This is a genomic window from Pseudomonas sp. NPDC090203 (assembly GCF_044746765.1).
Taxonomy (GTDB): domain Bacteria; phylum Pseudomonadota; class Gammaproteobacteria; order Pseudomonadales; family Pseudomonadaceae; genus Aquipseudomonas; species Aquipseudomonas putida_AD.
Map to the genome: position 1 here is coordinate 261,232 of NZ_JBIVCV010000002.1, position 19,388 is coordinate 280,619.

19 protein-coding genes are annotated in these 19,388 nt (G+C 60.4%); 7 read left to right on the forward strand and 12 right to left on the reverse strand.

Translation table 11 applies throughout. From position 1 onward, the window contains the following. Positions 1–46: 46 nt before the first annotated feature. The 3 genes from gshA to ACIPO9_RS04070 form a co-directional block, all read right to left on the reverse strand. Positions 47–1,633: a glutamate--cysteine ligase gene (gshA, locus tag ACIPO9_RS04060; protein ID WP_400778988.1), complete on the reverse strand. Its 1,587-nt coding sequence runs from the start codon at positions 1,631–1,633 to the stop codon at positions 47–49. Positions 1,634–1,869: 236 nt separating this feature from the next. Continuing rightward, positions 1,870–2,253, reverse strand: coding sequence for a PaaI family thioesterase (locus ACIPO9_RS04065; RefSeq protein WP_274133272.1), 384 nt, complete (start codon positions 2,251–2,253; stop codon positions 1,870–1,872). Further along, positions 2,253–4,577 (reverse strand): Tex family protein, encoded by a 2,325-nt coding sequence (locus tag ACIPO9_RS04070; RefSeq protein WP_400778989.1) that lies wholly within the window; start codon positions 4,575–4,577, stop codon positions 2,253–2,255. Before ACIPO9_RS04070 ends, ACIPO9_RS04065 begins: the two co-directional genes overlap by 1 nt. 282 nt (positions 4,578–4,859) lie before the next feature. Between ACIPO9_RS04070 and ompR the strand changes: the two genes are divergently transcribed. The 3 genes from ompR (at position 4,860) to ACIPO9_RS04085 (ending at position 7,642) form a co-directional block, all read left to right on the forward strand. Next, positions 4,860–5,597 carry a two-component system response regulator OmpR gene (ompR, locus tag ACIPO9_RS04075; protein WP_274133268.1) on the forward strand — a complete coding sequence of 246 codons (738 nt, stop codon included), beginning with the start codon at positions 4,860–4,862 and terminating at the stop codon, positions 5,595–5,597. Positions 5,598–5,768: 171 nt separating this feature from the next. Continuing rightward, entirely contained in the window at positions 5,769–7,082 is a 1,314-nt protein-coding gene (locus ACIPO9_RS04080) for an ATP-binding protein (protein WP_274133266.1), read from the forward strand. Continuing rightward, positions 7,079–7,642, forward strand: a complete 564-nt coding sequence (locus ACIPO9_RS04085) for a hypothetical protein (protein WP_400778991.1) — start codon at positions 7,079–7,081, stop codon at positions 7,640–7,642. The genes ACIPO9_RS04080 and ACIPO9_RS04085 overlap by 4 nt, the downstream gene beginning before the upstream one ends. Positions 7,643–7,829: 187 nt before the next feature. On the opposite strand, the gene rimK is transcribed toward ACIPO9_RS04085, so the two are convergent. Then, positions 7,830–8,735, reverse strand: coding sequence for a 30S ribosomal protein S6--L-glutamate ligase (rimK, locus tag ACIPO9_RS04090; RefSeq protein WP_093465889.1), 906 nt, complete (start codon positions 8,733–8,735; stop codon positions 7,830–7,832). Continuing rightward, entirely contained in the window at positions 8,732–9,187 is a 456-nt protein-coding gene (locus tag ACIPO9_RS04095) for an ATP-dependent zinc protease (protein WP_274133278.1), read from the reverse strand. The genes rimK and ACIPO9_RS04095 overlap by 4 nt, the downstream gene beginning before the upstream one ends. Before the next feature lie 187 nt (positions 9,188–9,374). Between ACIPO9_RS04095 and ACIPO9_RS04100 the strand changes: the two genes are divergently transcribed. Next, complete coding sequence (locus ACIPO9_RS04100) at positions 9,375–9,776, forward strand: RNA-binding S4 domain-containing protein (RefSeq protein ID WP_274133262.1); 402 nt, start codon at positions 9,375–9,377, stop codon at positions 9,774–9,776. Between the two features lie 111 nt (positions 9,777–9,887). On the opposite strand, the gene ACIPO9_RS04105 is transcribed toward ACIPO9_RS04100, so the two are convergent. After that, on the reverse strand, positions 9,888–10,697 hold the full coding sequence (locus tag ACIPO9_RS04105) for a phosphatase PAP2 family protein (protein ID WP_400778992.1): 810 nt from the start codon (positions 10,695–10,697) through the stop codon (positions 9,888–9,890). A gap of 102 nt (positions 10,698–10,799) precedes the next feature. Between ACIPO9_RS04105 and hslO the strand changes: the two genes are divergently transcribed. Continuing rightward, positions 10,800–11,702 carry an Hsp33 family molecular chaperone HslO gene (gene hslO / locus ACIPO9_RS04110; protein WP_274133259.1) on the forward strand — a complete coding sequence of 301 codons (903 nt, stop codon included), beginning with the start codon at positions 10,800–10,802 and terminating at the stop codon, positions 11,700–11,702. A 191-nt stretch (positions 11,703–11,893) separates the two neighbouring features. Beyond that, the gene (locus tag ACIPO9_RS04115; RefSeq protein ID WP_274133257.1) at positions 11,894–13,435 is read left to right on the forward strand and encodes a phosphoenolpyruvate carboxykinase; all 1,542 of its coding nucleotides are present in this window, start codon (positions 11,894–11,896) and stop codon (positions 13,433–13,435) included. A gap of 70 nt (positions 13,436–13,505) precedes the next feature. Here the strand turns inward: ACIPO9_RS04115 and ACIPO9_RS04120 are convergent, their stop codons facing one another. The 5 genes from ACIPO9_RS04120 to ACIPO9_RS04140 form a co-directional block, all read right to left on the reverse strand. Beyond that, a complete protein-coding gene (locus ACIPO9_RS04120; protein WP_400778994.1) occupies positions 13,506–13,868 on the reverse strand; it encodes a DUF1493 family protein in 363 nt (120 codons plus the stop codon). Further along, a complete protein-coding gene (locus ACIPO9_RS04125) occupies positions 13,865–14,290 on the reverse strand; it encodes an STM2901 family protein (protein ID WP_400778995.1) in 426 nt (141 codons plus the stop codon). The genes ACIPO9_RS04120 and ACIPO9_RS04125 overlap by 4 nt, the downstream gene beginning before the upstream one ends. Before the next feature lie 774 nt (positions 14,291–15,064). Then, a complete protein-coding gene (locus ACIPO9_RS04130) occupies positions 15,065–15,781 on the reverse strand; it encodes a hypothetical protein (RefSeq protein WP_400778997.1) in 717 nt (238 codons plus the stop codon). Between the two features lie 289 nt (positions 15,782–16,070). After that, entirely contained in the window at positions 16,071–17,201 is a 1,131-nt protein-coding gene (locus tag ACIPO9_RS04135) for a hypothetical protein (protein ID WP_400778998.1), read from the reverse strand. Between the two features lie 145 nt (positions 17,202–17,346). After that, positions 17,347–17,889, reverse strand: coding sequence for a hypothetical protein (locus tag ACIPO9_RS04140; protein WP_400779000.1), 543 nt, complete (start codon positions 17,887–17,889; stop codon positions 17,347–17,349). A gap of 466 nt (positions 17,890–18,355) precedes the next feature. Between ACIPO9_RS04140 and ACIPO9_RS04145 the strand changes: the two genes are divergently transcribed. Then, positions 18,356–18,787, forward strand: a complete 432-nt coding sequence (locus ACIPO9_RS04145) for an acyl-CoA thioesterase (RefSeq protein ID WP_400779002.1) — start codon at positions 18,356–18,358, stop codon at positions 18,785–18,787. Positions 18,788–18,846: 59 nt separating this feature from the next. Here ACIPO9_RS04145 and ACIPO9_RS04150 read toward each other — a convergent pair whose 3' ends face one another. Continuing rightward, entirely contained in the window at positions 18,847–19,320 is a 474-nt protein-coding gene (locus tag ACIPO9_RS04150) for a glycine zipper domain-containing protein (protein ID WP_274133251.1), read from the reverse strand. Positions 19,321–19,388: the final 68 nt, after the last annotated feature.

Genomic DNA, 19,388 nt, shown 5'->3' on the forward strand with positions numbered 1-19,388 from the left:
TGCTATCGCGGGCAAGCGCGCTCCTACAATTACAGTGATCGCTGAATCAATTACTGATCGCCAGAATGCTCGCCTGATAAGCCCCGACGAAGGTGTCGAAGTCCACCGGCTCTTCGGTCTGTTCCATCTCGGACTGCTGCGCCAGCGACTCGCGAGCCCTGGTTTCGAAGTCCGTCTGATCCTCGACACTCAACGGCTGGCTACGGAAGTGCTCGGCGTGCACCTGCGCCTGGCGCAGCGAGAACGCGGTAAAGCCTTCCTTGTGCTCGCTCATCGCGGCCAGCACCTGTGCCGACGGCGTCAGCGACGCATCCGCGACCTTGGCACGCTGCGCGGCCATTGATTTGGCGTGCTCGTCGATGCCCTGGCTCTTGTCCAGCAGCGCAATGATCGGCTCGATCTTGTCCAGCAACTCGTCGGCCCAGACCTTCAGGTCGATGGTCGAGGTGTTGCGGCTCAGTTGCAGCCCCGGACGGCGACCTTCCTTGACCACGGTCAGGAAGTTACTGCTGGCGTTACCGCACTCGCAATCGGCCAGTTGCGGGCTTTCCTGCAGAGCGCAGAACAGCACGAAGGCGTCGATGAAGCGCGACTGTTGCAGGTCGATGCCCACTGGCAGGAACGGGTTGATGTCCAAGCAGCGTACTTCGACGTACTGCACGCCACGGGCCATCAGCGCCTGAATCGGACGTTCGCCCGAGTAGGTGACGCGTTTGGGGCGGATGGTCGAGTAGTACTCGTTCTCGATCTGCAGCACGTTGGTGTTGAGCTGAATCCACTCGCCATCCTTGTGCGTACCGATTTCGACATACGGCGCGTAGGGCGTTGCCACCGCTTTGCGCAGGCTGTCGGTGTAGGTCAGCAGGTCGTTATAGCAAGGCGTCAGGTCGGCCTGGGCGTTGCTCTGGTAACCCAGGTCGCTCATGCGCAGGCTGGTGGCGTAGGGCAGGTACAGCGTGTCGGCGTCGTACTGCTCAAGCTGGTGCGAACGGCCACGCAGGAAGCTGGCGTCCAGCGCCGGCGATGCACCGAACAGGTACATCAGCAGCCAGCTGTAGCGACGGAAATTGCGAATCAGGCCAATGTAGCTCTCGGACTGGAAGTCGCGGTCGCTGCCCTGGAAGCCTTCGGTCTGGCGCAGCAGCGGCCAGATGGCCTCCGGCAGCGAGAAGTTGTAGTGGATCCCGGCAATGCATTGCATCGTCTTGCCGTAGCGCAGCGCCAGGCCCTGGCGGTACACGTACTTGAGCTTGCCGATGTTGGAGGTGCCGTAATACGCGATCGGGATGTCTTCCTCGGCCGGCAGCGGGCACGGCATCGAAGGGCTCCAGATGTACTCGTTGCCCAGCTTGCTGTAGGCGAAGCGGTGGATTTTCTCCAGGCTTTCGAGGGTATCTGCAGGGTTGCTCAGCGCCGGGGTAATGAACTCCAGCAGCGATTCGGAGTAATCGGTGGTGATCTGTTCGTTGGTCAGCGCAGAGCCCAGTGCTTCGGGATGCGGCGTCTGGGCCAGGCGACCTTCGCCCGTCACGCGCAGGCATTCACGCTCGATACCATGCAAGCACTTCTCCAGGAGGGAGAGGTTGGGCTGCTCGCCAAGCAGAGCCAGGCGGCGGTTGAGAAGTTCGCTCAAGTTGGAATTCCTTCACGCGTCAGTCGGCCCTATATGGGGGCGATATGGCGGTCTACAAGGGTGAAGAAAGGAACTGGCGTTTTCGCCTCGTTTTTGGTCCGAACGCCTGAGTCCGTCGCTGTCGGTTCCTGCAGGTCTGCCTGCAGGAACTGCCAGAATAATTCCGGCACTGCTGTCCATCTCGGAACCAGTGCACAGATTCTGCGCCGAAATTAACTCATATTCCTATCGGACAGCTAGACGATCGCGAACGTGCCTTGCGCTTTAGCGACCAGTTTGTCGGCCTGGCGCACCTCGGCTTCGACCACCAGCGTGCGTCTTCCTGCGTGCAGGACGGTGCCGATACAGGTGACTTCACCGTCCGGCACGCCGCGCATGTAGTTGATCTTGCATTCAACGGTAACGCTTTGCTTGTCGAAACCGTGGGAGCTGGAACAGGCCAGCCCCATGGCGATATCGACCAGGCTGAAAAGCGCGCCGCCGTGCATCACGTTGCCACGGTTGCGCAGGTGCGGCTCCAGCGCCAGGGTCACCTCGGCGACACCGTCGCCCAGGCGCACCAGCTTGCAGCCCAGCGTCTTGAAGTAGGCGCTTTCGGTCAGACCTTGCGGAATATCCATCAGCGCTTCTTCAGTTGTTTGGCGTTGGCGAAGAGTGAAGCCATGGCGTTGTTGGCCGGGGCTGCGGTCGCGGTTTCCTTGCGCGGTGCACTGCTCTGCTGCTGACGCGGCGAGGAGCCTGGACGCGGGCCACGGGCGCCGTCGATCTTCTCGCCCGGGGTGTCGCTCATGCGCATCGACAGGCCCACGCGCTTGCGCGGAATGTCGACTTCCATGACCTTGACCTTGACCACGTCACCGGCTTTCACCGCTTCGCGAGGATCCTTGATGAACTTCTCCGAAAGCGCAGAGATATGCACCAAACCGTCCTGATGCACGCCGATGTCGACGAAAGCACCGAAATTGGTCACGTTGGTCACCACGCCTTCGAGGATCATGCCCAGTTGCAGGTCCTTGAGGTCTTCGACGCCTTCCTGGAACTCGGCAGTCTTGAACTCCGGGCGCGGGTCGCGGCCCGGCTTTTCCAGTTCCTGAAGGATGTCGGTGACGGTCGGCAGGCCGAAAGTCTCGTCGGTGAATTTCTTCGGATCCAGACGCTTGAGGAAGCTGGCGTCGCCGATCAGCGAGCGGATGTCGCGGTCGGTTTCAGCGGCGATGCGTTGCACCAGCGGATAGGCCTCAGGGTGCACCGCGGACGAATCCAGCGGATTGTCACCGTTCATGACGCGCAGGAAGCCTGCGGCCTGTTCGAAGGTCTTCTCGCCCAGGCGCGGGACTTTTTTCAGCGAAGCGCGAGTCTTGAAGGCGCCGTTCTCGTCACGGTGGTTGACGATGTTCTGCGCAAGCGTGGTGTTGAGGCCGGAAATGCGCGCCAGCAGGGCGACCGACGCGGTGTTCACGTCCACGCCCACGGCATTCACGCAGTCCTCGACAACCGCGTCCAGGCCCCGCGCCAGCTTGAGCTGGGAAACGTCGTGCTGGTACTGGCCGACGCCGATGGATTTCGGATCGATCTTCACCAGCTCTGCCAGCGGATCCTGCAGGCGACGGGCGATGGATACCGCGCCACGGATCGACACGTCCAGGTCCGGGAATTCCTTGGCCGCCAGTTCCGAGGCCGAATACACCGAAGCGCCTGCCTCGGAGACCATGATCTTGGTCATCTTCAGGCCCGGGTATTTCTTGATCAGTTCGGCGGCCAGCTTGTCGGTTTCGCGGCTGGCGGTGCCGTTGCCGATGGCGATCAGGTCAACCGAGTGCTTGGCGCACAGGGCGGCCAGCACAGCGATGCTCTGGTCCCACTGGTTTTTCGGCACATGCGGGTAAACGGTGGCGTGATCCAGCAGCTTGCCGGTGGCATCGACCACGGCCACCTTGCAGCCGGTGCGCAGGCCAGGGTCCAGGCCCAGGGTCGCACGCGGGCCTGCGGGGGCGGCCAGCAGCAGGTCGTGCAGGTTGTGGGCGAACACGTTGATGGCTTCGGTCTCGGCGCCGTCGCGCAGCTCGCCCAGCAGGTCGGTTTCAAGGTGCGAATAGAGCTTGACCTTCCACGTCCAGCGCACCACTTCGCCCAACCATTTGTCGGCAGGGCGGTTCTGGTTCGACAGGCCGAAACGCTCGCCGATCATCAGCTCGCAAGGGTGCAGGGTGCCTGGCAGTTCCTCGCCGACCTTCAGCGCCGAGCTGAGGATGCCTTCGTTGCGGCCACGGAAAATCGCCAGGGCGCGGTGCGACGGCATGCTCTTGAGCGGCTCGTCGTGTTCGAAATAGTCGCGGAATTTCGCGCCTTCTTCTTCCTTGCCAGCCACCACTCGGGCACTGATGACCGCTTCCTGCTTGAGGAAACCGCGCAGTTTTTCCAGCAGCGTGGCGTCTTCGGCGAAGCGCTCCATGAGGATGTACTTGGCGCCTTCGAGCACGGCCTTGGTGTCGGCGAAGCCTTTTTCGGCATCGACGAAGCGCGCAGCTTCGGTTTCAGGTGTCAGCGTCGGGTCGTTGAACAGGCCGTCCGCCAGTTCGCCGAGGCCCGCTTCCAGGGCGATCTGGCCCTTGGTGCGGCGCTTCTGCTTGTACGGCAGGTACAGGTCTTCGAGGCGGGTCTTGGTGTCGGCCAGCTTGATGTCGCGGGCCAATTCAGGGGTCAGCTTGCCTTGCTCTTCGATGCTGGCAAGGATCGCCACGCGGCGGTCTTCGAGTTCACGCAGATAGCGCAGGCGCTCTTCCAGATGACGCAGTTGCGTGTCATCGAGGCTGCCAGTCACTTCTTTACGGTAGCGAGCGATGAAGGGCACGGTAGAGCCTTCATCCAGTAGCGCGACGGCCGCTTCGACCTGTTGCGGGCGGACACCGAGTTCCTCGGCGATGCGGCTGTTGATACTGTCCATAAAACCACCTGGCAAATGTATGTGCAAAAAATCCAGCTGCTGGCGAACCGCCGTGAGCGGGTGTTGCCTGACCTTGAGGGCGGCGCATTATACCCAGTGAACCCGGATATGGGGACCGGCCCGTCAGCTGCGGTAAAACCCTTGTAGAAGCCCCGCCCGCGATAGCCCCGCAGCCGCGAGGCAGAGCATCAGTGGCAGCCCAGGAAAAATCTGCTAACAATGCACACGGTGCGCGTAGCAGCAGCTACGCCATAATGCGCGCCGAGATCAAAGGAGCATCCAATGAGCAGCACTGCACAAACGGCTGAAGGCGAGAAAATCCTCATCGTCGATGATGACCCGGGCCTGAGCAGCCTGTTAGAACGCTTTTTCACCAGCAAGGGCTATCGCGCCCGTGCGGTGGCCAACGTGGAGCAAATGGACCGACTGCTGGCTCGCGAAGTGTTTCACCTCGTGGTCCTGGACCTGATGCTGCCGGGCGAGGATGGCCTGTCGGCATGCCGTCGTCTGCGCGCCTCCAACAACCAGATTCCCATCATCATGCTCACCGCCAAGGGCGACGAGCTGAGCCGCATCAAGGGCCTTGAGCTGGGCGCTGACGATTACCTGGCCAAGCCTTTCAACCCTGACGAGCTGATGGCCCGCGTCAAGGCGGTGTTGCGTCGCCAGTCCGCGCCAGTTCCCGGAGCACCGGCCAGCGAGGACGAAACCGTCACCTTCGGCGACTACGAGCTGTCCCTGGCAACCCGTGAGCTCAAGCGCGGCGATGAAGTGCACATGCTCACCACCGGTGAGTTCGCGGTGCTCAAGGCGCTGGTCATGCATGCCCGCGAGCCATTGACCCGGGACAAGCTCATGAACCTGGCCCGTGGTCGTGAATGGGATGCGCTGGAGCGGTCCATCGACGTCCAGATTTCCCGCCTGCGGCGCCTGATCGAAGTGGACGCTGCCAAGCCGCGCTACATCCAGACGGTCTGGGGTGTGGGCTATGTATTTGTGCCGGACGGCGCCAACAAGTAACAAAGGTCGAGTCGACAGATTGCCCGTCGGGTGCGTTGAGCACCCGCAAACGCCAACCAGTCACCCTGACGTTTCCAGACGGAATCGCCGGAGTGCCTGGTTTTGCTGTCTCTTGTCATCCGCGAAAATTCGCGAGCCTGGCTCGCTCCTGCAAAGTGTGTAGCTGCTGCCATGAAGACGCCGCTCTGGTTCCCGCAAAGTTTTTTCTCTCGCACCCTGTGGCTGGTGCTTATCGTGGTTCTGTTCTCCAAGGCACTGACGCTGGTCTATCTGCTGATGAACGAGGACGTGCTTGTGGACCGCCAGTACAGCCATGGCGTTGCCTTGACCTTGCGGGCCTACTGGGCGGCGGATGAAAGCGACCGGCAGACCATCGCCGACGCGGCGGGCCTGATTCGCGTGGTTGGCGGTGGCGTTCCGGAAGGCGAGCAGCACTGGCCGTACTCCGAGATCTACCAGCGGCAGATGCAGGCGGAGCTTGGCGCAGACACCGAGGTGCGACTGCGCGTGCATGCGCCTCCGGCGCTGTGGGTGCGTGCGCCGAGTCTGGGCGATGGCTGGCTGAAGGTGCCGCTGTATCCGCACCCTCTGCGTGGCCAGAAAATCTGGAGCGTGCTGGGCTGGTTCCTGGCAATCGGTCTGCTGTCCACGGCCTCCGCGTGGATTTTCGTCAGCCAGCTCAACCAGCCGCTCAAGCGCCTGGTGTTCGCCGCCCGCCAGTTGGGGCAGGGGCGCAGCGTGCGCCTGCCGGTCAGCGATACCCCCAGCGAAATGACCGAGGTCTACCGCGCCTTCAACCAGATGGCCGAAGACGTCGAGCAGGCAGGGCAGGAGCGGGAACTGATGCTGGCCGGGGTATCCCACGACTTGCGCACACCGCTCACGCGGCTGCGGCTGTCACTGGAGCTGATGCCCAAGGACAACGAATTCATGGATGGCATGGTTCGCGACATCGAAGACATGGACGCGATCCTGGATCAGTTTCTGGCGTTCATCCGCGACGGGCGCGACGAAGAGGTCGAGGAAGTCGATCTGGTGGAGCTGGTCAACGAAGTGGTCGCGCCTTACAACACGCCGGTGGAACAGGTGCGCCTGTGCCTTGAGTCCATTCCGCCCTTTGCGTTGCGCCGTGTTTCGATGAAGCGCCTGCTCGCCAACCTCATCGGCAACGCCATGCATCACGCAGGGGATGGTGTTGAGGTGGCGGCCTATGTGTCCGGCGACAGCGGCGCTCCTTACGTGGTGCTCAGCGTCATGGACCGCGGCCTGGGCATCGATCCGTCGGAACTGGAAGGCATCTTCAACCCCTTCACCCGCGGCGACCGCGCCCGCAGCGGCAAAGGCACCGGCCTGGGGCTGGCGATCGTCAAGCGCATCGCCGCGATGCACGGCGGCAATGTCGAGCTGCGTAACCGTTCGGGAGGAGGGCTGGAAGCGCGAGTCAGGCTGCCGCTGGGGTTGATGTTGCCAAGGGATGCGGTTTGACATCGAGTGGTGCCACGCGGAACTCCCCGTTAGCCAACTACTTCCCGCCGCTGACGATAGGTGATCTGACTTACGGGTTCGATCACCTGAACCCTTTTACGTTTTCGTTTCATAGTGAGCTGGCCAAGCGCACGTTGAGTATTCACGTCACGTTCTCGAACCATTGCTTCAGCAAGGCATGTGACCCTGAGGCCTCGCAAGCGGGTGAGGCAACCATCGACGCAGGGGCGAGGCCAAGGACGTTTTGTCCTGTGCGCTATCGGTTGTCGCTGGATCTGCCGACGATCGTGGCGAATCTGAATCAGCCGCATATCAAGGTGTGGCAGACCGCAGCGCAACGCAACTGGGCCTACTCGTTGAGGATTGAGAATCCGGAGGGGCCATACCACATTTTCTTTGAGGTTCGTCGGGCTGCGCCCAGCAAACCTCAGGACCTGAACCTTGTAGTGGAGAGCGCCTACCATCAGACACAAGCGCCTCCGAAACTCTTCGGCCGGATGGGATTCATGCTGCTGTGTGGCAAGGTTTACCTGCGACAACCAACCGCCACCAAGCGCTGACGGCAGAAACAAAAAAAGACGCACAAGGCGTCTTAGTTTGTATTGGGTAAAGCAGATCCGGACACCACTTTCGAACCACCTTGCGTGGTTACGGTTTCACCGCTGGGAGGCGCTCGTTCTCATCCGGTCAGTCGCCTCGATGCCCCATCATATTAGCAGTTGGCACCTGCGTCAATTCGAGGGAGGATCACCCCTTGCCCTTGGTCCGCGTCATGTGCGGGCCGCCGTTTTTCTCGATGTATTGAATGATCATTCCCGCCACGTCCTTGCCTGTGGTGGCCTCGATGCCTTCCAGGCCCGGCGAGGAGTTCACTTCCATCACCAGCGGCCCGTGGTTGGAGCGCAGGATGTCGACCCCGGCCACGCTCAGGCCCATGACCTTGGCGGCGCGGATGGCCGTCATGCGTTCTTCGGGGGTGATCTTGATGAGGCTGGCCGTGCCGCCACGGTGCAGGTTGGAGCGGAACTCGCCGGGTTTGGCCTGGCGCATCATCGAGGCGATAACCTTGTCGCCCACCACGAAGCAGCGGATGTCCGCACCGCCCGCTTCCTTGATGTACTCCTGCACCATGATGTCCTGCTTGAGGCCCATGAACGCCTCGATCACCGATTCCGCAGCCGTGGCGGTTTCGCACAGCACCACGCCGATGCCCTGGGTGCCTTCCAGCACCTTGATGACCAGCGGAGCGCCATTGACCATCTGGATCAGGTCGGGGATGTCGTCGGGGGAGTGGGCAAAGCCGGTCACCGGCAGGCCGATCCCGCGGCGGGACAGCAGCTGCAGCGAGCGAAGCTTGTCTCGCGAGCGGGCGATGGCGACCGATTCGTTGAGCGGGAACACGCCCATCATTTCGAACTGACGCAGTACCGCGCAGCCATAGAAGGTGACCGAGGCGCCGATGCGCGGGATCACCGCATCGAAACCTTCCAGTGGCTTGCCCCGGTAGTGGATCTGCGGCTTATGACTGGCGATGTTCATATAGGCGCGCAGGGTATCGATCACAACGACCTCGTGGCCTCGCTGGATACCGGCTTCGACCAGGCGACGAGTTGAATACAGACGCGGATTTCGCGAAAGCACAGCGATCTTCATGCAACACCTGTGACAGAGGAATTTGAGGCCGGAAATACCGGTTTGTCCTGAACATAAGTAACGCCCGGATTGACCACCAGCTGGCCGTCGATCAGAGCCTTGGAACCCAATAACAACCGATACCGCATGGCCTTGCGGCACGCCAGCGTGAATTCGACGGGCCAGACCCGGTCACCCAGCGCCAGCGTGGTGCGAATCACATACCGCACCTGAGCCTGCCCGTTGGAACTCTTGATGGTTTTCATCGCCACCAGTTGCGCTTCGCATCGGCGATGGCGCAACTGCACGACGGTGCCAAGGTGGGCGTTGAAGCGCACCCACTTTTCTCCATCGCGTTCGAAGGGCTCGATTTCCGTGGCGTGCAGGCTTGAGGTGCTGGCCCCGGTGTCGATCTTCGCGCGCAGCCCGGCGACGCCCAGATGGGGCAGCGCCACCCATTCGCGAAGGCCGATGACTGTGAGATGGTCGAATGTTTTCAAAGCGATCCCGTACGTTTGAGCGTTCTGCCCACAATAGCTTGGCGAAGACGAGTGTGCATGCCCTCACATGTGTGCGGAGGATTCTACCCAACGCTTGCGATTACTGCGTGCTCGACATTGCGTAGTACAGTTCTGACTATCACGTAATTGAGGAATTCAGATGACACAGAAGTCAGACGAGGACGACAAGGTTCGTCTGGACAAATGGCTTTGGGCCGCGCGCTTCTTCAAGACCCGCGCACTGGCCAAGGCGGCCATAGAAAGCGGCAAGGTGCATTGCCGTGGAGAGCGTTGCAAGCCGGGCAAGGAGCCGCGCATTGGCGACGAGTTCCAGATTCGAGCCGGCTTCGATGAGCGCACGGTCGTCGTCAAGGCGCTGTCCATCGTGCGCCGCGGCGCGCCGGAGGCACAGTTGCTCTACAGCGAAACCCCGGAAAGTGTGGCCAAACGTGAGCAGGCGGCCGAGATGCGCAAGGCGGGCAGCCTGGGCGTGACAACGGACGGCAGGCCGACCAAGAAGCAGCGCCGACAATTGTTTCAGTTTCGGTCAGGGGATGATTGAAGTCGCGCCTGCCAATTCCTAGCAGCCCGGCCGGGCGGCGCTCCGCTTGCCGGCGGGGGCGATTTCAATGACGCCCCGCCGGCAAGCCGTGCTGCTACAAGTCGTCGGCGGTTACAACTGCGCGCCCGGCTTCATGATCGCCAGGCATTTGAACAGCGGAATCCGCCCGAACAGATTGAAGATCGGCGCCGTCGCTCGCAGCACAAAGCCGGTGGCGACCGCCGCGAACGGGGTGTAGCAGCTCCAGGCCAGCGCCAGCAGGGCGATCAATACGCCGCCGATGTAGTCATCCTGGCCCCAGTGCGCACCCGCGACCAGGCGCGGCATCATGAACAGCAACGCCAGCGCCCAGATCACTACGCGTTGGCCAACGGTGCGGCTGAAGAGGGTCATGAACATTGCCCAGATCAGCAAGACCGAAGCGTGGTCGCCCGGAAAGCTCTGGCTCGAACGGTCCTTGAGCTGCCATTTGTCTTCCAGCGTCGGGAAGATCTCGCTGAGCTTGATCGCGTCGGGAATAACCACCGATGCGCTGTCATGCTGCAAGGACGTGTGGTCGATGATCTTGGAAAACACGGTGCGGATGATCAGCAGCAGGATCAGCGTCAACACGAAGCCGATCAATGCAGCCCGTGCCTGCACCGCCTTGAACACCCAGTCGCCCTTGATGAGCAGCATCAACAGAATCAGGCCGACGACGATATCGAACGGGCGCATACTGGCGACTGTCCAGGTCCACAACCAGGCCTTGTTCTGTACCAGTGGTCGGTTCAGCAGATGGAAAAACCATTCGTCGAACTGCGTGAATGCCGTATGGCCTGTGGGCCAAATCCACACCAGCAGCAAGACGAGCGCTACCAGATGACACAGCAAGAATTTTTTGGCGTTCCACTTGGGTTGGAACAGCGCTGGATAGTCCATAAAATAACCCCATCGAAATGGCAATGCGGCACAGGTTAGTGCGAAACCGCGTTTTATAGGCGCTTGTCATCACTTTGTCATTAATTCAGATACCTTTTTCCCATGCATGAATTCCCGGATATCGATTACACCCAGCGTTTCATCTTCGATGAGAGCGACGTTCGCGGCGAGCTAGTGGCGCTCGAGCGCAGCTACGCGGAGGTTTTGGCCAAGCACCCGTACCCAGAGCCGGTCGCGCAATTGCTGGGCGAAATGCTCGCAGCGGCCGCCTTGCTGGTGGGAACCTTGAAGTTTGACGGTTTGCTGGTGCTCCAGGCGCGCTCCCTCGGCCCGGTGTCGCTGCTGATGATCGAGTGCTCCAGCGAGCGCGAGCTTCGCGGTATTGCCCGTTACGACGAGAGCCTGGTCACGCCAGGCGCGACGTTGCAGGACCTGATGCCCGACGGCGACCTGACCATGACCATCGATCCTCGCCAGGGCAAACGCTACCAGGGCATCGTCGGTCTGGACGGCGTCGATCTGTCGGCCTGCCTGTCCGAATACTTCGTGATGTCCGAGCAGTTGCCTACGCGCTTCTGGATCAAGGCTGACGGCAAACGGGCCCGAGGCATGCTGCTCCAACAGTTGCCACCGGAAAAACTCCGCGAGCCCGAAGAGCGCGCAGCCAGTTGGCAGCACGTCAACACGCTGGTCGACACCCTGACTGCCGAAGAGCTGCTGAGCCTGAACAACGAGACCGTTCTGCACCGCCTGTTCCACGAAGACGCCGTGCGCATGTTCGATATTCAGCCGCTGGTGTTCCGTTGCAGCTGCTCGCGCGAGCGGTCGGCCAACGCGCTGGTCAGTCTTGGTCTGGAAGATGCACAGCAATTGGTGGTCGAGCACAACGGTACCGTCGAGATCGATTGCCAGTTCTGCAATCAGCGCTATCTGTTCGATGCAACAGATGTAGTGCAGCTGTTTGCAGGCGGTGGCGTCGATACCCCTTCCGACACTCGCCATTGATGTAGTGCCGCGACCGGGCTGAATGGTTTCTGCCCGGCAGGCTTGGCTCTCCTTTATGTAGTTCTGACAGGAGGGCCCTACCTTTTTTGGGCTTTTCTGGCATAATCCGGCCACTTTTTAGCTGTAGTAGTCAGGGTTTTTCTACTACAAAACGTTTGGAGCACTCGGCCAGCGGGCCGACGGGGAATCTCATGACGCAAGCCAATAACGCCGTTCACACCGATCTCAGTGTCGACGATCTGGTTAAAGAAGCCCTCAGTCGCGGTGAAGGCGTACTGTCCGATACCGGCGCACTCGTCGTGGAAACCGGCCATCGCACTGGCCGTTCGCCAGTCGACCGTTTCATCGTTGAAGAACCGACTACTCAGGAAGCAATTGCCTGGGGTCCGATCAACCGCAAATTCCCTGCCGACAAATTCGATGCCCTGTGGGCCCGTGTCGAGGCGTTCAACAACGCCCAGGAACACTTCGTTTCCCACGTGCACGTAGGCGCAGCGGCCGATCACTACCTGGCCGTGAAGATGACCACCCAGACTGCCTGGCAGAACCTGTTCGGTCGTTGCCTGTTCATCAACCCGGCGCAGTACAACCCGGCCGGTCGCGAAGAATGGCAGATCCTCAACGTTGCCAACTTCGAGTGCGTGCCTGAGCGTGACGGCACCAACTCCGACGGCACCGTCATCATCAACTTCGCACAGAAGAAAGTCCTGATCGCGGGCATGCGTTACGCCGGCGAAATGAAAAAGGCCATGTTCTCGGTGCAGAACTTCCTGCTGCCAGCGTCCGACGTGCTGCCAATGCACTGCGCCGCCAACATCGGCGAAGAAGGCGACGTGACGCTGTTCTTCGGTTTGTCGGGCACCGGTAAGACCACCCTGTCGGCCGACGAAAGCCGTTACCTGATCGGTGACGACGAGCACGGCTGGGGCGAAGGCGTTGTCTTCAACATGGAAGGCGGCTGCTACGCCAAGTGCATCGACCTGTCCGAGAAGAACGAGCCTGTCATCTGGAAAGCCATCAAGCATGGCGCAGTGCTGGAAAACGTCGTTCTGGATGCCAACAAGCACGCCGACTACGCCGACAGCAGCCTGACCCAGAACAGCCGCGCCGCCTACCCGCTGGAGCACGTTGAAAAGCGCTCCGAAGCGAACCTGGGCGGCGAGCCAAACGCCGTGATCTTCTTGACCTGCGACCTGACCGGCGTGCTGCCGCCTGTGTCGATCCTCAGCGAAGAACAAGCGGCCTACCACTTCCTGTCGGGCTACACCGCGCTGGTCGGTTCGACCGAAATGGGCTCGGGCGCCGGCATCAAGTCGACCTTCTCCACCTGCTTCGGCGCGCCGTTCTTCCCGCGTCCGGCTGGCGAATACGCAGAGCTGCTGATCAAGCGCATCCGCGGCTTCGGCTCCAAGGTCTACCTGGTCAACACCGGCTGGACCGGCGGCGGCTACGGCGTGGGCAAACGCTTCAACATCCCGACCACCCGTGGCGTCATCGCAGCCATCCAGAGCGGCGCGCTGATCGGTGCTGAAACCGAGCACCTGGACACCGTCAACCTGGACGTGCCGAAGTCGGTACCGGGCGTCGAAACCGTACTGCTCAACCCGCGCAACACCTGGGCTGACAAAGCGGCCTACGACGAAGCCGCCAAGGCCCTGGCCGGCCTGTTCATCGAGAACTTCAAGAAGTTCGACGTGAGCGACGCCATCAAGGCAGCGGGTCCGAAGTTGTAAGATCGGATTCAGCCGAACAAGAAACCGCCCTTCGGGGCGGTTTTTTTATGGGCCGGACTGCTACGGGATATCAAGCCGCAGATTCAACTTCAAAAGTGCTCCATCGCAGTAACTGTATTGCCTCGTACATCATCGCAAGCGTCAGGGGAACGTTGCCTCTGCGATCCTTTGCCCGACGCCATCGCATCAGGTCATACCCTTCCGGGTGGAAATATCGATAGGCGTCGTAGTCAACGAAATCAATAGGAAAACGGTCTGCGAGATCTGCCATCAGCTCCGCAGCGTCGTCGCCATCACATCCCAGATCATGATTGATCGAGGTGTTGAGAGTTAGCTCTTCGACGGCCAGTGGGCTGATGTGCTCAAGAAGCAGCGCTATCAGTCGCTGCATGTCTTGGTCGTCTGGAAGCGCAGCAGTCTTTTTTGCAGTCAAAAGGCCTGATCCTCGGGCTTCACTATGGCGTTGTATTTTTTGAGCGTTTTGATGGCAACCGACGTTAGCTCATATGCCGTGTAAGCCCATCCTACTACTGGAATGGCTCTACCAAACACAGCGCCTGCTTTACTGGTCATCCTGATGTTGGGAGGGAAAAATCCGGTCAGCGTTGGGACCCTGAACGGCAGATTGCGTTTACGACTGAGCCTGCGTGCTAGTAATGATGCAAGGGACGTGCGGGGAACAGCGCCGCTTGGTTTGGCGCGCGTGGGAACGATGTTCGCACCGCTGACGATAGCGGTTGCCGCCAGAATGTCATCAAGCCCGAATTCTTCCATCAGAGTCTCTGTTGCGATCAACCACCAGAGTTGTTCTGCGGTAAGGCCGCAATCATATTCGTAGCAGTAGGTATTGCTCATGTAGTCCAGCCGCTCACTTTAGTCAGGCTGGACATACTAAGGGGGAGGATGATCGCGGTTTGCAGGCGCAGTCCGGGCGTTGCGTAGGAAGTCTCCGAGAACAGTGTGCGTATCTCCCTTTTTCTTCAAACGCCATAAGGAGGAAAAATCTGGCGACAGGTGAACGCAAAAAGTGACGATTCCTACAGTCGTCTCCCTATCCTTTGCGTGAACTTCATAAAGGCTTTCAGCCGCTTGCACCTGTCAGATCGTGGAACTGGCCTGCATCCCGTCGCAACCCTGCTCGCCGGCGGATGTGTCCTCGAAACCGTCATCGCCGGCAAGCCGGACTGCTACGGGGGATTGGGGGGGGCGCAAGATTTGTGTCACACCCTTGGTCCGTAGCAGTCCGGCTCGCCGGCGTCGGCGTCCTTGAAATCGCCCCGCCGGCAAGCCGTGCTGCTACGGGGTGGTGAGTGCCTGCGAGGTTTGTGTCACACCGCTGGTCCGTAGCAGTCTGGCTTGCCGGCGTCGGCGGTCTGGAAATCGCCCCGCCGGCAAGCCGTGCTGCTACGGGGTGGTGGGTGCCGGCGAGGTTTGTGTCGCACCGCTGGTCCGTAGCAATCCGGCTCGCCGGCGTCGGCGTCCTTGAAATCGCCCCGCCGGCAAGCCGTGCTGCTACGGATTCAATGGTGTAACACAAACCGCGCATCCCCCCACCACCCCGTAGCAGCACGGCTTGCCGGCGGGGGCGGCTTTGAGATCGGCATCGCCAGTCATCGGACCTGGCAGGGCTCAGCCCGCTTTTTGGGTCGCGGGAAAGTCCTGGGTGATGTCGAAGCTGCCTTTGGCAACGACGCTCTTGGCATTGCACAACCCAGCGTCGAACCCCGGATGACGTTCGCCGTGCTCGGCGGCGTAGGCGGCGGCTTCCCGGGTACAGTCGTCGGACGGCTGCTCGGGTGACAGGGCGGCATTGAACTGGAAGGTGCCGATCAGGCGATAGCGGTCCAGCAGCTTGTTGCCCGACTCAAGCTTCTCGATCTTGCTGAAATCGAGTTTCACGTTGCTGTTGGCACCGCTCTTGTCGGCATCGTAGTACTGGTAGTAGGAACCGGTATCGTAGGAGGCGCTGTTTTCGTCGTGGGCGACTTCCACGCGGCCACCCTGAAACATGATGGCGTGCTTTTCCTGATCGGGATCTTCAAAAGAGAAGCCCACCACCGGCCCGATGCTGACTTCGTTGCGGTCGCCGTCGGCTTCCTGGTCGGCGCTCAGGGTCAGCCAGTTGGCGCCGGGCTGCTTGCCCGGCAGGAACCCTACACCTACCGCGTCGCCATGGGCCTCGTAGTGCAGGTTCATGGCGCCGCTGACATCCACCGTCATTGATTTGGACAGCCCGCGAGCGTCGGCAGTGGCGCTGGCGGCTTTTCCGGCGCTCTTGTCACCGCAACCGGCGAGCCTGGCCATCAAGGCGGTGAATAACAGGGGCAGGTAATGGGTGCGGGTCATGACGTCTTCCTGAAGTGATCGGCCTGAGGGCTTCTGCTTGGCGAAACGTATGACCATCGAAACCGGATTTTGTCGAACGAGTTCTGAAAATCTTTGGGTACAGAGCAGAAAGGCCCACCTTCAAAGCAAGACGTGGTCGCTAATGAAGGCAGGCCGTGCTGGGGTGAATTCTGGGTGCCAAGTGTTCGAGTGGATCACTCAAGAACGCGAGGGTGAAGCGAAGATGTGACGATCATTCTGGAATCATGTAATCACGCAATCTTTTCCATTAATTAATTTGAAGCCTTGCTTACGAGATGTGTTTGTAGTCCTCTGCGGATTTGGCAATGGGTGCTGACAGTCCGGTGTCAGGCTTGAAGTTAAGACCTGCGACCAGCGAAAACTTTACCCCCTTACTTCCCAAGGTGACATAACGCTCATCACCCTCATGCTCAGTGATCTTGGTGTAAGAGTGTTTTCGCATATCCAGATACATCACTTGGCGGTCAGCAATTGTTTTCAGATGTGCGTTGATCTGGGCAGGGGTGAGTTTAAGCATCTTGTTCAATGCCGATCCCCACCGGGTCAGGCATCGTTCGGCATAGTGGCGCACCACCAGCCCCGGTTGCTCCACGACCCTCGGGCCCTTGATGCCATCCAGTGCTGCGTTGCCTACCAGCGTTGCGTGGCGGCCCACCATTGGATAGACATGCACAGCGGTAGAGCTGTCCATCTGCGGGATCACGCAGGCGAAACCTTTCGAGCGTTCGTCACGGGCGTAAAACGCCACATATTCTTTTACGTTGCTGCCCAGCTTTATGCGGTGGGGTTGGCAATTCCCTAGGCCAGGGACCGGGTCCAGGGCCAGGATGTTGACGTTGATGTGCTTGAGTTTCGGATCGGCGAGCATGGCATTTGCCAGCATGTGGCAGCTGATGCCGCCACGGCTCCAGCCCACCAGGTTGACCTGCTTGGGAATGATCTCGCCTTTGCGGAAGGTCTTGATGATCTGTTCCTGCAACTGCTGCTGAGTAACGTGGCGTTTCCCGTAGTCGTAACGGCGCCAGAACCAGGAGTTGCCGACCTCCACCGGTGGAATCGGCACCCCGGCTTTGGTCAGGCGATCATGTTCCTTCTGCGTCAGCTCGGTGCGTTGCCAGGTCGTGTGGCCCTTCATGACGTTCATGGCATGCTGGACGTTCTCCTCCCAGCCAGAGCCGAACAGGGTGCCGGTCATGCCGTAGCCACCAGGGGAGGTGAATAACTCGTCCGCTTGCAAGTTGCCACTGCCTGGGCCGTCGATCACGATCCAGTCAGCAAACTCCTTGCTTGCCATATTATTGGCCAGCGTGGAAACCAGTTCGCCATTCCAGTAGTTGGGATTGTGCGGATCAAACTTGTTGGAGCCCGTGCCACAAAAGAATACCGTAAAAATGCTCATTGCCTGTTACCTTTTGGTTGATTGGAATTCAAAAGGTATGACGTGATTCTGCCGTTAGCAAAGTTAGGTTTGTTGCGCGATATTTAATATGTTAGCCCTCTTTGAAGACGGCACGCATTGATTACCTTAAATGCCTGCGGTGCCACTATGGCCGATAGGTTCGCGCCGCTTCGCAGAACTGGTCTTGTGCCAATTTGTTTTTTTCATCCTTGTCCTTGGCTGCGCGTTTGGTCCAGTCGCTGCACATGTCCTTGAAGTAGGGCTCGGCGGCACGCCGGCATTCGCGGTATTCGACACTGTCGCTCTTGAAGTTCATGCACACGCTGCTGTTTTCGACGTGGTGGTTGTAGATTCGATAACGCGCCTCGTAGCGGTTGCGGCCGTCAACCTCACGGATCAGCACGCCCGCCACTTCGTATTGCCGGCCGGTTTCGGCCTTGGGCTTGGCGGCGGCAGATTTGTACTGCGCCATGTAGCGATCCGAGACCATGCCCTGGGGGCGAGGCGCGTTGTAGTCGTTGGCTTGGCCGTCGCCGAAGCGGCAATTGATGACGTCGCGGTCGATCACGTTGCCTTCTTTCAGGCAGTCATCCAGCGGTTTGGAGGCCGCAGGCTGGGATGTCGTGTCCAGCCGTGGCGCCACGTAGACCACCTGCTCAGTGGTGCGGATCGCGGGTTCAGGCGCCATGGTCTCCGGCTCGCTCGGAGCCTGGAGCGTCAAGGATGGGTCAACAGCCGTCGCAACTGCTTTCCTTGGTTGGAGCATCTGCGTGAATAGGTAAACGATCGCCAGCAGCAGGGCGACGCCAATCAGCAGGGTCCCCAGGGGCAAGGGTCTTTTTTGCTGTGGGACTTTTCGCTTGCCTGGATGCGATCCGAGTACGACATCGAACTGGTCGGGTGTCAGGCGCTGTATCACGGTCTGCCCGTCGTCCTTGGGCGGTTGGTTGGGTTGCATGGCCTCTCCCTGGCGGATGTCGCGTTTTCTAGATGATCTTGGGGCATGAGCGCACGGGCGCATTCGACCGCGGTTTTGTGTTGCGGGAGGTTAAGCGGCGTGATGTTGTTTTGCTAGTGCCCGGTATCGAAGTTGTGTGAGGAATGTATCCTGATCGACATTTGTGTCACGGCCTTGAGCAATCACAGAGGGATGCATGATGAGCCAGACCCCGCAACGCACCGACTACCGCCACTTCCAGCCCATCACCACGCGTTGGCATGACAACGACATCTACGGCCATGTGAACAACGTGACGTACTACAGCTTCTTCGACAGCACCGTGAACAGCTACCTGATCGAACGCGGCGGGCTGGATATTCATGAGGGGAGCGTGGTGGGATTCGTGGTCAGTTCGGCGTGTGACTACTTTGCCTCGATTGCCTACCCGGACCTGATCGAGGTCGGTCTGCGGGTGGGTAAGCTGGGCAACAGTTCAGTGCAATACGAGCTGGCGATTTTCAGGGCGGGAGAAGAGGAGGCCTGTGCGGCCGGGCGCTTCGTGCATGTGTTCGTGGATCGCCAGTCGAACCAGCCGGTGGCCATTCCCGCAGAAATGCGTCAGGCGCTGGAACATCTGACGGTCTGAAACGACAACCGGCCGCGTAGTCGGCGGCCGGTGGTCATGTGCGATAGCTGCTTTGCGGATCAGCGATGACGCCAGCCGCGATGACGACCGTGGTCGTGGTGACGGTGGCCGCGGTCATGGTCGTAGTAACGACGGTCACCACGATAACCACGGCGGTTGTCGTCGTCACGACGGCTCTGCTCGCCCATGTAGTTACCCAGTGCGCCACCGGCACCGCCGCCGGCTGCTGCGCCGATCAGGCTGCCGGTGCTGCCACCGACGCTGCGGCCGATCACGTTGCCGCCGGCAGCGCCCAGGCCACCGCCAATGGCAGCTTCGGCACGGTTGTGGCGGTTGGCGCCCACTGCGCCACCTGCAGCGCCGCCCAGGCCTGCGCCGATGGCGGAGCCAGTGCTGCCGCCGATCTGCTGGCCGACAACCGAACCCAGTACCCCACCCAATGCGCCGCCCACACCGGCGTTCAGGTTATCGCCAGCCGAGGCGAAACCAGTGGCCAGCGAGAGGGACAACAACAGAATCGAGGAATACTTCATGTATGAGTGCTCGTAGGGATGACGACGCGATCCTGCAATCATGAAGAAAATGTCACAATCGAATTCCG

Excerpts from the sequence above, each read along its gene's own strand:
- ACIPO9_RS04150 (WP_274133251.1), bottom strand. The coding sequence starts at position 19,320 with ATGAAGTATTCCTCGATTCTGTTGTTGTCCCTCTCGCTGGCCACTGGT.
- ompR (WP_274133268.1), top strand. The coding sequence starts at position 4,860 with ATGAGCAGCACTGCACAAACGGCTGAAGGCGAGAAAATCCTCATCGTC.
- rimK (WP_093465889.1), bottom strand. The coding sequence starts at position 8,735 with ATGAAGATCGCTGTGCTTTCGCGAAATCCGCGTCTGTATTCAACTCGT.
- ACIPO9_RS04125 (WP_400778995.1), bottom strand. The coding sequence starts at position 14,290 with ATGAGCAATACCTACTGCTACGAATATGATTGCGGCCTTACCGCAGAA.
- ACIPO9_RS04135 (WP_400778998.1), bottom strand. The coding sequence starts at position 17,201 with ATGAGCATTTTTACGGTATTCTTTTGTGGCACGGGCTCCAACAAGTTT.
- ACIPO9_RS04140 (WP_400779000.1), bottom strand. The coding sequence starts at position 17,889 with ATGGCGCCTGAACCCGCGATCCGCACCACTGAGCAGGTGGTCTACGTG.
- ACIPO9_RS04145 (WP_400779002.1), top strand. The coding sequence starts at position 18,356 with ATGATGAGCCAGACCCCGCAACGCACCGACTACCGCCACTTCCAGCCC.
- hslO (WP_274133259.1), top strand. The coding sequence starts at position 10,800 with ATGCATGAATTCCCGGATATCGATTACACCCAGCGTTTCATCTTCGAT.
- ACIPO9_RS04100 (WP_274133262.1), top strand. The coding sequence starts at position 9,375 with ATGACACAGAAGTCAGACGAGGACGACAAGGTTCGTCTGGACAAATGG.
- ACIPO9_RS04130 (WP_400778997.1), bottom strand. The coding sequence starts at position 15,781 with ATGACCCGCACCCATTACCTGCCCCTGTTATTCACCGCCTTGATGGCC.
- ACIPO9_RS04115 (WP_274133257.1), top strand. The coding sequence starts at position 11,894 with ATGACGCAAGCCAATAACGCCGTTCACACCGATCTCAGTGTCGACGAT.
- ACIPO9_RS04105 (WP_400778992.1), bottom strand. The coding sequence starts at position 10,697 with ATGGACTATCCAGCGCTGTTCCAACCCAAGTGGAACGCCAAAAAATTC.
- ACIPO9_RS04065 (WP_274133272.1), bottom strand. The coding sequence starts at position 2,253 with ATGGATATTCCGCAAGGTCTGACCGAAAGCGCCTACTTCAAGACGCTG.
- ACIPO9_RS04070 (WP_400778989.1), bottom strand. The coding sequence starts at position 4,577 with ATGGACAGTATCAACAGCCGCATCGCCGAGGAACTCGGTGTCCGCCCG.
- ACIPO9_RS04080 (WP_274133266.1), top strand. The coding sequence starts at position 5,769 with ATGAAGACGCCGCTCTGGTTCCCGCAAAGTTTTTTCTCTCGCACCCTG.